The organism is Streptomyces sp. SKN60, assembly GCF_026236535.1.
Taxonomy (GTDB): Bacteria; Actinomycetota; Actinomycetes; order Streptomycetales; family Streptomycetaceae; genus Streptomyces.
In genome coordinates this window covers 334,083-347,562 of the sequence record NZ_JAHTMW010000006.1, presented here as the reverse complement: position 1 = coordinate 347,562, position 13,480 = coordinate 334,083, and the positions used below count along the sequence as shown (strand labels likewise).

General features: G+C 74.4%; 9 protein-coding genes. 6 read left to right on the top strand and 3 right to left on the bottom strand.

From position 1 onward, the window contains the following. Positions 1-114: 114 nt before the first annotated feature. The gene (locus tag KV205_RS13150; protein WP_265864410.1) at positions 115-414 is read left to right on the top strand and encodes a hypothetical protein; all 300 of its coding nucleotides are present in this window, start codon (positions 115-117) and stop codon (positions 412-414) included. A gap of 74 nt (positions 415-488) precedes the next feature. Continuing rightward, positions 489-1,112 (top strand): TOPRIM nucleotidyl transferase/hydrolase domain-containing protein, encoded by a 624-nt coding sequence (locus KV205_RS13145; RefSeq protein ID WP_265864409.1) that lies wholly within the window; start codon positions 489-491, stop codon positions 1,110-1,112. Between the two features lie 85 nt (positions 1,113-1,197). Here the strand turns inward: KV205_RS13145 and pucL are convergent, their stop codons facing one another. Continuing rightward, positions 1,198-2,118: a factor-independent urate hydroxylase gene (gene pucL / locus KV205_RS13140; protein ID WP_265864408.1), complete on the bottom strand. Its 921-nt coding sequence runs from the start codon at positions 2,116-2,118 to the stop codon at positions 1,198-1,200. A gap of 328 nt (positions 2,119-2,446) precedes the next feature. Here pucL and KV205_RS13135 point away from each other — a divergent pair, with 328 nt between their 5' ends. The 4 genes from KV205_RS13135 (at position 2,447) to KV205_RS13120 (ending at position 8,749) form a co-directional block, all read left to right on the top strand. Next, on the top strand, positions 2,447-3,055 hold the full coding sequence (locus KV205_RS13135; protein ID WP_265864406.1) for a PadR family transcriptional regulator: 609 nt from the start codon (positions 2,447-2,449) through the stop codon (positions 3,053-3,055). A 38-nt stretch (positions 3,056-3,093) separates the two neighbouring features. Further along, positions 3,094-4,818: an acyl-CoA dehydrogenase family protein gene (locus KV205_RS13130; protein WP_265864405.1), complete on the top strand. Its 1,725-nt coding sequence runs from the start codon at positions 3,094-3,096 to the stop codon at positions 4,816-4,818. 110 nt (positions 4,819-4,928) lie between these two features. Next, a complete protein-coding gene (locus KV205_RS13125) occupies positions 4,929-7,061 on the top strand; it encodes a hypothetical protein (protein ID WP_265864404.1) in 2,133 nt (710 codons plus the stop codon). Between the two features lie 287 nt (positions 7,062-7,348). Then, positions 7,349-8,749: an APC family permease gene (locus KV205_RS13120; protein ID WP_265864401.1), complete on the top strand. Its 1,401-nt coding sequence runs from the start codon at positions 7,349-7,351 to the stop codon at positions 8,747-8,749. 68 nt (positions 8,750-8,817) lie between these two features. On the opposite strand, the gene KV205_RS13115 is transcribed toward KV205_RS13120, so the two are convergent. Next, positions 8,818-11,262 carry a SpoIIE family protein phosphatase gene (locus tag KV205_RS13115; protein WP_265864400.1) on the bottom strand — a complete coding sequence of 815 codons (2,445 nt, stop codon included), beginning with the start codon at positions 11,260-11,262 and terminating at the stop codon, positions 8,818-8,820. Further along, positions 11,259-13,472, bottom strand: coding sequence for a SpoIIE family protein phosphatase (locus KV205_RS13110; protein WP_374214666.1), 2,214 nt, complete (start codon positions 13,470-13,472; stop codon positions 11,259-11,261). Before KV205_RS13110 ends, KV205_RS13115 begins: the two co-directional genes overlap by 4 nt. Between the last annotated feature and the right edge of the window lie 8 nt (positions 13,473-13,480).

Here is a 13,480-nt window from a genome sequence, read left to right as displayed (position 1 = left end):
GCGCCAGCCTCGCAGCTCGTACTCACGTTCCACTGCCGTCGCGCTAACGTCCTCCTGCCGCCGGGTGCGCCGGATACGCCGGCGGCACGGACGGAAGGCGGTGGCGGAGCGGTGGTGCGGGAGCTCTACAACGTACGGGTGCTTCCCGGCGAGGGCGCGGGCGAGGACGATGCGGCCGCGACGCCGCTGACGGCGGACGAGGAACGGCGCTACCGCGGGCTGCTCTTCACCGAGCTGGGCAACGAGATCGCGGACCGCGGCTGGGCGCGCCACCCCGCGTACACGCCGGAGGACCGGCGCCGTCTGGTCGACGTGGCCGAACGCCTCACCGCGCACTGGGGGCAGCGGGTCTTCGTCGAGGCCGAGGACCTCACCCGGCTCAGGCTCTGCCTGGCGTCCCACCGCACGCCCTGAGCGGCGCCGGCCGCCGGCCGCGGCCACCGCGAAAATGCGTGGCGTGAACGGCGGCGGGGCCGGACACTCGACCCATGGCTGACATGGGGGCGTTCCGGGAAGCGGTCACCGCGTGGGCGGCGGGCGGCCCCGGCGACCCCGCACGGGAGCTCGCCGAGCTGCTGCCCGTACGGACCGTGGTCCTGCTCGAAGGACTGAGCGACGTGGCCGCCGTCGAGGCCCTGGCCGCCGCCCGGGGACGTGACCTGGCGGCCGAGGGCGTCTGCGTCCTGTCCATGGGCGGCGCGATGAACATCGCCCGCTACGCCCGGCTGCTCGGCCCGCCGGGCCTCGGCCTGCGCCTCACCGGTCTGTGCGACGAGCGCGAGCGCGACTACTACGCCCGCGGCTGGACCCGCGCCGGGCTCGCCGAGGAGGACCACGCCTTCTTCGTCTGCGCTGCCGACCTGGAGGACGAACTCATTCGCGCCCTCGGCCCGGACCGGGTCGCCGAACTGGTCCGCGCCGAGGGCGACGACCGTCCGCTGAGCACCTTCCTCCGCCAGCCCGAGCAGCGCGCCCGCACCCCGCGGCAGCAACTGCGCCGCTTCCTCGGCACGAAGAAGGGCCGCAAGATCCGCTACGGCCGTGTCCTCACCGAGGCGCTGCCCCCGGACGCCGTCCCGGAGCCCCTGGCCGCACTGCTGTCCACGGTCTGACCGCACGGGACCGCACCGGACCACCCCGGGCGAGCGCGCCCGGGGCGGTCCGGTGTCGTCGGGTCCGTGGCCGGCCCGGATCGGGTCAGGCGGTGATCCAGTCGCTGGTGGCGATCACCGGCTGGACGCCGTCACGGTGGATGGTGCCCTCGATCAGGCCGTACATCCGGTCGGCGGCGTAGTACACCTCGTTGTCGTTCTTCAGGCCGAACGGCTCCAGGTCCACGAGGAAGTGGTGCTTGTTCGGCAGGTTGAGCCGCACCTCGTTGACGCTCTGGCAGTTGTCGAGGACCCGCTCGGCCATCGCGTTGAGGGTCTGCTGCAGGGAGTAGCTGTAGGTCTCCGCGAAAGCCTCCAGCATGTGACGGCGCACGGACTTGTACGAGCGGTCCCAGTCGAAGTCCTCGGCGCCGGCGGCGAGCGCGGAGTGCGCCCAGCGGGCCGTGACCTTGGTGGCCAGGATACGGTCGTAGGCCTCCTGGAGGGTCGTGTACCTGTCCTTGATGAAGCCGTGGAACTCGGAGTTGGTCGAGTTCATGACGGTGAGGTCCTTCAGACCGGAGATGACCTGCAGCTGACCGGTCTGGCCGCTGTAGGTGACCTGGGCGGTGCGGACCTCCTGGCCCTTGCGGACGAAGGAGTGCTGCTCGGCGCGGGTGGGCACGGAGATCCGGTCCCAGGCGTACTCCTCGACGCGGATCTGCGCCTCGTGGATCACGGCCTGCGAGTGCACGAAGTGCTTGGCGAGGAGGATCGCGAACGCCTCGGGGGAGGCGATGCCGTGCTCCTTGGCGAAGGCGTAGACCGTGTTCTTGGTGGTGTCCGTCGGCAGACAGTTGGCGTTGTCGCCGGTCAGGTGCACCTGGCGGAACTCGCCGCGCAGGGCGACGGAGACGTTCAGGTCGCGGATCTCGTGCCAGGCGCCCTCGTTGCCCTGACGGGTGATCTTGACGATGCGGTTCTCGGCCTTGCCGTACTGGTTCTGGGCCAGGACGTGCTTGCTCATGGCGATCGCTCCTGCGGGTACGTGGATGGGTTGTCCCCGTACGCCCGGCGTCCAGCGCCGGGCCGAAACCGCCCGCGCTCCCCGCCGTCCGGCCCTCGCGCCCTGGACCGCCCCGGGACTGACGAGCATCCCGGTCCGTAGGTGTTCGTCACGGATTGGAGCACAGGCGCCCGCCGGACGACAAGGGGTCGGGGCGAGGGCGCCCGGATCCGGGACCGACGGGAGGTGAATTGCCGGGGATGCCCGGACCGCCCCGCGCGGGGTGAGCCGTGTCTCACCGGCGGCGCCCGCCTTGCTATGCAACTCGTTGCATAGCAAGATCGGCGGCATGGCGCTCGAACACGCGATCCTCGTCTCGCTCCTTGAGCAACCGGGCTCCGGATACGAGCTGGCCCGGCGCTTCGAGCGGTCCATCGGCTACTTCTGGACCGCCACCCACCAGCAGATCTACCGCGTGCTCAAGCGCATGGAGAACGACGGCTGGGTCGCCGCCCGGGACGTCCCGCAGCAGGGCCGGCCGGACAAGCGCGAGTACTCGGTGGCCGACCTCGGCCGGGCCGCGCTCTCCTCCTGGCTGCACGACCCCATCGAGCCCGAGTCCGTCCGCCACGACCTGGCCGTGAAGATCCGGGGCGCCGCCTTCGACGACCCGGCCGGCCTGATCCACGAGGTGGAACGGCACCGGCAGGCCCACCGGGACCGGCTCGCCCACTACCTCGCCGGTGAGACCCGGGACTTCGGCACCGGCCCCGACGGCGGATCGGACGGCCCCCACGGCGGCTCCTCCGACCCCGGCGACCACTCCTACGGGCCCGCCGACGCCGAGCGCGAGCTGCAGCACGTCGTGCTGCGCGGCGGCATCGCGTACGAACGCATGATGATCGCCTGGCTCGACGACGTGCTCGCCACCCTCCACCGGTTCAACGCCGAGCGCTGAACCCCCCCCACCATCCTCACCGAAAGGCGGCACCCTCCATGGCCGACCCGCTCCTCTTCAACCCGCGCACCTACGACCCCGCGCACTTCGACCCGGAGACGCGCCGGCTGCTGCGCGCCACCGTCGACTGGTTCGAGGAGCGCGGCAAGCGGCAGCTGATCGAGGACTACCGCACCCGCGCCTGGCTCGGCGACTTCCTCGCCTTCGCCGCCAAGGAGAACCTCTTCGCCACCTTCCTCACCCCGGCCTCCGCCGCCGGCGAGGGCGAGACCGACAAGCGCTGGGACACCGCCCGGATCGCCGCCCTCAACGAGATCCTCGGCTTCTACGGCCTCGACTACTGGTACGCCTGGCAGGTCACCATCCTCGGCCTCGGCCCGGTCTGGCAGAGCGACAACACCGCCGCGCGCGAGCGGGCCGCCGAACTCCTGCGCCAGGGCGAGGTGTTCGCCTTCGGTCTGTCGGAGAAGACGCACGGCGCCGACATCTACTCCACCGACATGCTGCTCACCCCCGACGGCGAGGGCGGCTTCCGCGCCACCGGCTCCAAGTACTACATCGGCAACGGCAACGCCGCCGGCCTCGTCTCCGTCTTCGGCCGCCGCACCGACGTCGAGGGCCCCGACGGCTATGTCTTCTTCGCCGCCGACAGCCGCCACCCCTCCTACCACCTCGTCAAGAACGTCGTCGACTCCTCCAAGTTCGTCAGCGAGTTCCGCCTGGAGGACTACCCGGTGGCCGCCGAGGACGTCCTGCACACCGGCCGCGCCGCCTTCGACGCCGCGCTCAACACCGTCAACGTCGGCAAGTTCAACCTGTGCACCGCCTCCATCGGCATCTGCGAGCACGCGATGTACGAGGCCGTCACCCACGCGCAGAACCGGATCCTGTACGGCCGGCCGGTCACCGCCTTCCCACACGTGCGGCGCGAACTGACCGACGCCTACGTGCGGTTGGTCGGCATGAAGCAGTTCAGCGACCGCGCCGTGGACTACTTCCGCACCGCCGGACCCGACGACCGCCGCTACCTCCTCTTCAACCCCATGACGAAGATGAAGGTGACCACGGAGGGCGAGAAGGTCATCGACCTGATGTGGGACGTCATCGCCGCGAAGGGCTTCGAGAAGGACAACTACTTCGCCCAGGCGGCCGTCGAGATCCGCGGCCTGCCGAAGCTGGAGGGCACGGTCCACGTCAACCTCGCGCTGATCCTCAAGTTCATGCGCAACCACCTCCTCGCCCCCGCCGCCTACGAGCCGGTGCCGACCCGACTCGACGCAGCGGACGACGACTTCCTCTTCCGTCAGGGCCCGGCCCGCGGTCTCGGCGCGGTCCGCTTCCACGACTGGCGCCCGGCCTTCGACACCTACGCGCACCTCCCGAACGTCGCCCGCTTCCGCGAACAGGCCGACGCGCTCTGCGAGTTCGTCACCACGGCCGCCCCCGACGAGGAGCAGAGCCGCGACCTCGACCTGCTGCTCGCCGTCGGCCAGCTCTTCGCCCTCGTCGTGCACGCCCAGCTGGTCCTGGAGCAGGGCGCGCTCACCGCGCTCGACGAGGACGTCCTCGACGAGCTCTTCGCGGTCCTCGTCCGCGACTTCTCGGCCCACGCCGTCGAGCTCCACGGCAAGGACTCCGCGACCGCCGCCCAGCAGAGCTGGGCCCTCACCGCCGTCCGCCGCCCGGTCGTCGACCAGGCCCGCACGGACCGCGTCTGGCAGCGCGTGGAGTCGCTGTCCGGCGCGTACGAGATGGCGCAGTAGGCGCGGCCCGGCCACCCCCCTGCCTCCGGCCCGCCCGGACCACCCCCCTGGGCGGGCCGGTGAACGCCCCCGTTCACCGCTCCACGCGACCGGCCTGGCAGGATGCCGTGATGGACTCCTCCCTGGTCGAAGCGTGGATGCGCGGCATCGCGAGCAACTCCGGTGCCCCCGCGGACGTCCTGGTCAGGCTGCTCGACCCCGGCGCGAGCACCGCCTGGAAGACGCTCTGCCAGGAACGGGCCCTGCCCGACGCCGTGACCGAGGCGGTGCTCACGCATCCGCGCCGGGAGGTGCGCCGGGCGTTCGCCCGGAACGGGCACATGGCGCCGGAGCTGCGGGGCCGCCTTGTGCGCGATCCCGACGCGCTCGTGCGGGCCGCGCTCGCCGGAGGGCCCGTACCGCCGCGGGAGCGAACGGAGCCGCTGCCGGACGAGGTCGTGGACGTCCTGCTGACCGCGCGCGACGAGGAGGGGGCGGCCGGGGCGGTCACCGCCGAGGAGATCAAGCAGGAACTCCTCTCCTCCCGGCAGGTCTCGCCCGGCCACGTCCGGGCCATGGCCACCCACCCCGACCCGGCCCTGCGGGCCGTCGCCACCGACGACTGGGCCGCGCTCACCGCCGAACGCCGCGCCGCGCTCCTCGCCGATCCGGACCCGGCCGTCCGCGACCGCGCCCACCGCAACGCCCGCCTCCTGGACCCGGCCGCCACGGCGGCCGATCCGCCGGAGCGGGACGGCCACCACCGCACCGGCCTCCTCGTCGACCACGTCCTCGCCCGCACGGTCGTCGACGCCTGCCTCGGCGCCGGCCGCGACCTGCGGGCCCTCGCCCACCACCCGGACACCCCAGCCGACGCCGTCGCCCGCCTCGCGCGGGACCCCGACCCCGGGGTCCGCGAACGCGTCGCGAGCCGCGCCGACCTCGACCCGGCGCTGCTCCCGGCCCTCGCCGAGGACCCGGACGAGCGGGTACGGACCCGGGCGCGCGTCCAGCCGTACCAGCGCACCTGGGCACGGCGCGCGGCCGTCGACCGAGTCGCGCGCGGCACCGCCGACAGCATCGGCCCGCTCCCGCGGACGGCGCCGGACCCCGACTGGTACGCCGAGTGCGCCCGCTCCGAGCACGCCCTGCTGCGCCGGGTCGCCGCGACCTGCGCCGGGCTCCCCGCCGACCTGGCGGCCCGGCTGGCCGACGACCCCGACCCGGACGTACGGCACCTGCTCGCCCACCACCACCCGCTCGCGCCCGCCGCCACCCTCCTCGCCGCCTTCCTCGCCACGCCCCGCCGGCGCCGCCATCTGCTGACCCTGCCCCGGATGCCCAGGACCGGCCTCGGACACCTCCTCGACCACGAGGACCCGGAGGTACGCGCCCTGGCCGCCGCCGACCCGACGCTCGACCGGCCGCCCGTGCCGCAGCTCGGCGACCCCGACGCCCGGGTCCGCCGGGCCGCCGCCGCCAACCCCGTACTCCCCGGCTCCCTCCTCTCGGCCCTCCTGGAGGACCCCGCCGCGCCGGAGCTCGCCGAAGGCGCCGCCGCGAATCCGCGGCTGACAGCCGCGGAACTCCATGCCCTCCTCGACCGGTGCGGCCTGCCCGGCTCCCCGGCCGCCCACGGCACCGCCGGCCACCACCCCCTGGCCGAGGACGCGATCGCCGCCCGCGAGATCACCGAGGCCTGGCGGCGCGTCACCGACTGGCTCGGCCGGCACGCCCCCGACTCCCGGGCCGCACTCCGCGCCGGCGCGCGCCCCGCCGGGATCGACGCCGTCGAGAGCGAGCTCGGCGGCGTCCGCCTGCCGGCCGCCCTGCGCGCGCTCTGGACCCTGACCGCGGGCGACGACGGCGCCGCGGCCGGCACCGGCGCTCGCGTCGGCTGCCTGCCGGGCGGCATGGCGCTGATCCCGCTCGACGCCGTCGCCGCCGCGTACCGGTCGCTGTCCGGCACGCCCGGCTGGCGGCCCGCCTGGCTCCCGGTGATCTCGCTCGGCCCCGCCGACCGCACCTCCGGCCTCTTCCTGGACACCGGGACCGGGCACCTGGGCCGCTGGACCCGGCACGGCGCGGACGTCGACGAGGACACCCCGGACAGCCTCGGCAGCTATCTGGAGGAGACCGCCGACACCCTTGAGCACCCGGCCCTCGCCACCGGCGCCCGACCCGGGCTGCTCGGCGGCACGGTCGTCTGGGAGAGCGGTACCGGCTCAGCCGCGGAGGCGTCCACCATGCGCGACGGCCGGTAAAGCGCGGTAAAAGTCCTCCCGGGAGCGCTGCGGTTCCCGTACGGAGCATTCACGCCGTCTTGGCGCGTTGTTAACGTCCGATCGCCCCGCCGAACCCGCCCCCGACGACGGATTCCGCAGCCATCAGGCCATTGACCTGCGGATCCGTGCGGGCTTCCATTCAGCCCGGGAGCACACGAACACCCGTCACACCCCACCCCTCACATCACCGGCACCCCACCGGCCGCCCCGGAGGCGATACCGCTCCCGCTCGCAAACGCACCGCACGCATCGATCGGAACCGCCTGATGACCGACACCCTCAGCGCACCACACGCCCTGGCCCCCCAGACGGCCCCCGTGCCACAGAAACTCAAGCGCTCCATCGGTGTCGTCGGCGGCACCCTGCTCACGCTCTCGTGCGTCACCCCCGCCTCGACCCTCTTCGTGGTCGTCCCCGACCTCTTCGGCAGCGTCGGCACCTTCACCGCCCTCACCATCGCGATCGGCTCGCTGCTCTGCATCGGCGTGGCCTTCGTCTACTCCGAGCTCGGCACCCTCATCCCCAGCGCCGGCGGCGAGTACGCGATCGTCTCCACCCTCGCCGGCCGCCTCGCCGGCTGGCTGGTCTTCGTGCTCTCCCTGCTCGTGGTGATGATCGTGCCGCCGGTGATCGCCATGGGCACGGCCGACTACCTCGCGCCGCTCGTCCACATCCCCGCCCCGATCGCCGGCGCCGGCGTCATGCTCCTCGCCACCCTCGCCGGACTGCTCGACCTGCGCGCCAACGCCTGGATCACCGGCATCTTCCTCGTCCTCGAAGTCGTCGCGGCCGGCCTCGTCGCCGTCCTCGGCTTCAGCCACTCCCAGCGCGGCCTCGGCGCCCTGACGCACGGCCAGGTCGCGGGCGACGGCGGCACCCACTCGCTCGTCACCGGCGCCCTCGTCGTCTCCGGCCTCGCCATCGCCCTCTTCGTCACCCAGGGCTTCTCGACCGCCGTCTACCTCTCCGAGGAGCTGGAGAACCCGCGCCGCAGCGTCGCCCGCACCGTGCTCGCCACGCTCGCCATCTCCACCGCCGTCATCCTCGTCCCCGTCGTCGCCATCACCCTCGGCGCCGACGACCTCCAGGCCCTCACCGGCGGCGACATCAGCAGCATGATCACCGCCTGGTCCAACTCCGCCGTCGGCACCTTCATCAGCCTCTGCGTGGCCCTCGCCATCATCAACGCAGGCATCGTGATGGTCATCCAGAACTCCCGCGTGCTGTTCGCCTCCGCCCGCGACAAGGCCTGGCCCGAGCCGGTCAACAACGCCCTGTCCCGCCTCGGCCGCTTCGGCTCGCCGTGGGTGGCCACCCTGGTCGTCGGCATACCCGGCGCGGCCCTCTGCTTCGTCAACCTCGACACCCTCTACGGCGTCACCGGCGTCTCCGTCACCGGCATGTACCTCCTTGTCGCCGTCGCCGCCCTGTTCAGCCGCCGCGGCGCGCACCGCGAGGTCGCGGCCTGGCGCATGCCGCTGTGGCCGGCCGTCCCGGTCCTGCTCATCGGCGTCCTCGCGTACGTCCTGTACATGCAGGACACCGAGTACCTGCTGTGGACCGGCGGCATCACCGCCGTCGCCACCCTCTACTGGGCGCTCTACCTGCGCCCCCGCCAGGACACCCGCTGGCTGGTCAGCATCCCCGAGGACGCCGACCACGTCTGACCCGGCGCGAGCCGTGGAGTGACGGATCGACGGACGGACGGTCGGGACGGCGGACGCCGCCCCGGCCGTCACCGCGTGATCGGCGGCGGCAGCTCCTGCTCGCCCCAGATCGTCTTGCCCGTACGGCTGTAGCGGCTGCCCCAGCGCGTGGTCAGCTGTGCCACCAGGAAGAGCCCGCGACCGCCCTCGTCCGTCAGCTGCGCCCGCCGCATCCGGGGATGCGTGGCGCTCGGGTCGGAGACCTCACAGATCAGCCGGCCCGCCCGGACGAGCCGCGCCTCGACCGGCCCGCCCGCGTACCGGATCGCGTTGGTGACCAGCTCGCTCAGCACCAGCTCGGTCGTGAAGACCAGCTCCTCCAGGCCCCAGGCGCGCAGCTGCGCCGCCGCGGCCTCCCGCACCGCGCCGACCGCCGCAGGATCCGCCTCGACCTGCCAGGTCGCCGTGGACTCGGCGGGCACCTCGCGGGTACGGGCGAGCAGCAGGGTCACGTCGTCCGCGAGCCCGCCGGCGGGGCGGCCCGCCACGATCTCCCGCCCCAGCTCCCGCAGCGGCAGCCCCACGGCACCCGGCCGGGCGAGACAGGCCGCGAGCTCGGCCATCCCGGCGTCCAGATCACCGCCGCGCCCCTCGATCAGCCCGTCCGTGTAGAGCGCGAGGACACTGCCCGGCGCCAGCTCCACCTCCGTCGTCTCGAACGGCAGCCCGCCGACGCCCAGCGGCGGACCGGGATCCACCTGCAGATACGCCACCGAGCCGTCCGGGGCCGCCACGGCGGGCGGCGGATGCCCGGCCGAGGCCACCGTGCAGCGCCGCGTGACCGGGTCGTAGACGGCGTACGCGCAGGTCGCGCCGGTCGGCGACGAGGGATGGCGGACCTGCCAGGCCTCGCCGGCCTCGCTCTCCGCGTCCGCGTCCTCCGCGTCCTCGTCCTCCTCGCCGGTCTCCTCCGGCTCCGCGAGCAGCTGGGTGACCAGGTCGTCGAGATGGGCGAGCAGTTCGTCGGGTTCGAGGTCGAGGTCCGCGAGGGTCCGCACGGCGGTGCGCAGCCGGCCCATCGTGGCGGTGGCCGCGAGCCCGTGCCCGACGACGTCCCCGACGACCAGCGCGACCCGCGCCGAGGACAGCGGGATCACGTCGAACCAGTCGCCGCCGACACCGGTCCTGGTCTCCGCCGGCAGATACACCCCGGAGGTCGTCACCGCCGGCGTCTGGGTCTGCGTCGGCGGCAGCATGCTCCGCTGGAGCCCCACCGCCGCCCGGTGCTCCCGGGTGAAGCGGCGGGCGTTGTCCAGGGCGAGGGCCGCCCGGTCGGCGATCTCCCGCAGCAGATCGCGGTCCGCGTCCGCGTAGCGGCCGAGCGCCGTTCGCCGCCCCACCGTCAGCCGCCCGAGCAGCGTGCCGCGGGCCCGCAGCGGCGCCGTCATCCGTATGGGATGCCCCTCGGCCGGCGCGGCCTCGCCTTCGCGCACGGCGACGAGCACGACGTCCGGCGCGGGTGTCCGGGGGCCGTTGCCGGCGCAGGCGCCGGGCTGGCCCGCGACGGCCGTACGGCGCAGGAGCAGTCGTCCCTCGGCGTCGGGCGCCGGCTCCTCGCCGAGCGGGACCGCGTCGGCGAGTTCGACCACCGCCAGGTCGCCGAGGCCCGGCACGAGGGCGTTGGCCAGTTCGCGGGCGGCGTCCGTGACGGAGAGGGAACTGCCGACACGCGCCGTGGCGAGATGGAGCAGGGCGAGCCGTTCGGCGGCCCGGCGGGTCTCGGTGACATCCGTGAAGAGCGCGGTCACGCCGAGCACTCGGCCGTTGGGATCCTGCAGCCGGAACGCGGAGATCGCGAGGCTCACCCCGCCGCGGGGGTCCTCGATGGTCCGCAGCAGCTCTTCCGCCTGCACCAGCGGCAGCCCGGTCGCGAGCACCATGCGCAGCTTGTTCTCGATGCCCGCCGCGTCCTCGGGCCGCAGGAAGTCGGAGAGCCGGCGCGCGCGCAGGTCGGCGGGCACGCCGGTGTACGGCAGGAGGTGGGTGTTGGTGCGCAGCAGCCGCAGCTCCGGATCGAACACGGCGAGCCCCACCCGGTCCTGGAGGAACAGTTCGCGGATGAAGGCGTGGTCCTGGAACCAGCCCGCGGCCAGCGCCGCCGGTGCGACGAGCACGAAACAGCCCGTGGCGCCGGCCTCGCCCGTCCCCGCGCCGCCCGTGGCGAGGGCCGCTCCGTCCTCGGTGAGGCCGAAGGTCTGGAACACCACCGGCACGTCCTCGCCCCGCCCGGAGCGCAGCACCGCCTCGCCCTCCCGTGCCCCGCGCGCGTACCGCCGTACGAGCTCGCGCCAGGCCGCCGGATCCGCGAGCAGCGCCCGTACCGGACGGCCCACCACCTCGGCGGCGGACCGCCCGAGCAGCTCGCGGGCCTCCGGGGTCCAGGCGGCGACCCGACCGTGGCCGTCGACCAGCGCGCCGGCGATGCCCTCGGTGAAGGGCAGGATGCGGGCGGCCGGTTCCGGGACGCCGTTCACGCCGCTCCCTCCTTCCCGTCCCCGTCCTTGGTGTTGTCCTTGTCCCCGTCCCCGCTCGCGGGGAGGGGGCGCGCCCGCGCGATCAGGAGGGCGACGTCGTCGGGGGCGTCCGGCGCGCGCAGGGCGTCGAGCAGCAGGTCGCAGGTCTCCTCCAGGGAGCGGGGCGGCCCGTCGAGGAGCGCGGTGAGGGCGGCGAGCCGTACGTCGATGTCCTGGTCACGGGTCTCGACCAGGCCGTCGGTGTACAGGACCAGCGAATCGCCCGGCCGGAAGGGAACCTCCTCGGTCTCGAACGGCACACCGCCCACGCCCAGCGGGGCCCCGGTCGACAGGTCGAGGAGGCGGGGCAGTCCGTCGGCGGGGACGTGGACGGGCGGCGGATGCCCGGCGTTGGCGATGCGGCAGCTGGCGCTGCCCGGGTCGTACACCGCGTACAGACAGGTGGCCATCTCGTCCAGACCGGCCACCGTGCGGTCCAGCTCGGTGAGCACCACCGACGGAGCGAGGCCGAGCCCGGCGAGCGTGCGGGCCGCGGTCCGCACCTGCCCCATGGTCGCGGCGGCGTTGATGCCGCTGCCCATCACGTCGCCGACGACCAGGGCGGTCTTCCCGTCGGCCAGCGGGATCGCGTCGAACCAGTCCCCGCCGACCTCGACCGCCGCCGAGGCGGGCTGGTAGCGGTAGGCGGCGTCGAGGCCGTTGAGCCGGGCCGGGCCGTGCGGCAGCAGATGCCGCTGCAGGGCGAGGGCGGTCCGCTGCTGGTGCCGGTACCAGCGCGCGTTGTCGATGGCGACCGCCGCGCGGGCCGCCAGCTCCACGGCGAGCAGCACGTCGTCGCGGTCGAAGGGCACGGCGTTGCGCGCCCGCTTCAGGTCGAGCACCCCGAGCACCACCCCGCGGGCGCGCAGCGGCACCGCGAGATACGAGTGGACGCCCGCCTCGCGCAGCAGCCCGGCGGCGGTCGCGTCGCGGGCGATGTGCGCCAGATCGGCGTCGGTGACATGCGCGACGAGCACCGGCCGGCCGGTCCGCGCGCACCGGGTGACCAGCCGCTCCGCGCCGTAGCGGGCCGGATCGCCGACGGGGTCGGCGGCGTCGCGGGCCACCGTCGGGTACGCCGTCTCCACGGCAAGCGCCCGGAACACCGCGGGCCCCGAGGCGTCGGTGCCGCCCGGCCGGGGCCCGGTGAGGACGTCCTCCAGGACGTCGACGGCCGCGATGTCGGCGAACTCCGGCACCACCAGCTCCGCCAGCTCGTGCGCGGTCAGATCCAGGTCGAGGGTGGTGCCGACGCGCTCCGAGGCGCTCGCGATCACCGCGAGCCGGTTACGGGCGCGGGCCGCCGCCCGTTCCGCCCGGTGCTGCTCGGTGACGTCGACGACGGCGGCGGCGACCCCGACGACCCGGCGTCCGGTGGTCTCCAGGCGGTACAGGGACACCGACCAGACCGACTCGGACTCCGACTCCGCCGCGGCCTCGTCGGTGTCCGGGCGGTCCGTGCCCTGTGGTGCGTCCCGGCCGGCCTCCCGCACCGGGCCCCGCACCCGGCGGGACAGCACCGGCACCCCGGTCTCCAGGACCTCGCGCAGCGCCCGCTCCACGGCCGGTGCGTCGGGCGACGGCACCGCCTGCCCGAAGCCGCGCCCCAGGTGCCCGGTGGCGGGCAGTCCGGTGATCCGCTCCAGGGCGGGGTTGACCAGGACGAACCGGAGGTCGAGGTCGAGCACGGCCAGGCCGATGGGGGAGTGGGCGACGAGCCGCGAGGAGAGCGCCAGGTCCTGCTCCACCCGGCGCACGGTCGCCCGGTCGGTGGCCAGCCCCAGCGCGTACGCCTGCCCCTGGTCGTCCTCGAGGCGCGTGTTGCGGAACTCGACGGGGACCGTACGCCCGTCCCGGCGCCGGATCGGAAAGACCCCGGCCCACGGGCCGCCGCCCGCCATCACCCGGGCGAACAGCGCGAGCACCTCGTCCCGGTGCGCCTCCGCGACCAGCAGGGTCACGGCCGGCCGGCCGAGCGCCTCGGCCGCCGAATATCCGAACACGGTCTCCGCCTGCGGGCTCCACAGCACGATCCGGCCGCGGGCGTCGAGCACCACGGCGGCCACCCCGAGCACGTCGAGGAGTCCACCGGCCTCCATGGCGAACGCGCCGCTCACCGGAGCCGGGCCGCTCACCGGGGCCGGGCCGGCCGGCAGGTCCGCCGTGCTCATCCGGACCG

Bases quoted from the DNA above. Each gene is read 5' to 3' on its own strand.
- KV205_RS13110 (WP_374214666.1), bottom strand. From the start codon at position 13,472: ATGAGCACGGCGGACCTGCCGGCCGGCCCGGCCCCGGTGAGCGGCCCG.
- pucL (WP_265864408.1), bottom strand. From the start codon at position 2,118: ATGAGCAAGCACGTCCTGGCCCAGAACCAGTACGGCAAGGCCGAGAAC.
- KV205_RS13135 (WP_265864406.1), top strand. From the start codon at position 2,447: ATGGCGCTCGAACACGCGATCCTCGTCTCGCTCCTTGAGCAACCGGGC.
- KV205_RS13130 (WP_265864405.1), top strand. From the start codon at position 3,094: ATGGCCGACCCGCTCCTCTTCAACCCGCGCACCTACGACCCCGCGCAC.
- KV205_RS13120 (WP_265864401.1), top strand. From the start codon at position 7,349: ATGACCGACACCCTCAGCGCACCACACGCCCTGGCCCCCCAGACGGCC.
- KV205_RS13145 (WP_265864409.1), top strand. From the start codon at position 489: ATGGCTGACATGGGGGCGTTCCGGGAAGCGGTCACCGCGTGGGCGGCG.
- KV205_RS13125 (WP_265864404.1), top strand. From the start codon at position 4,929: ATGGACTCCTCCCTGGTCGAAGCGTGGATGCGCGGCATCGCGAGCAAC.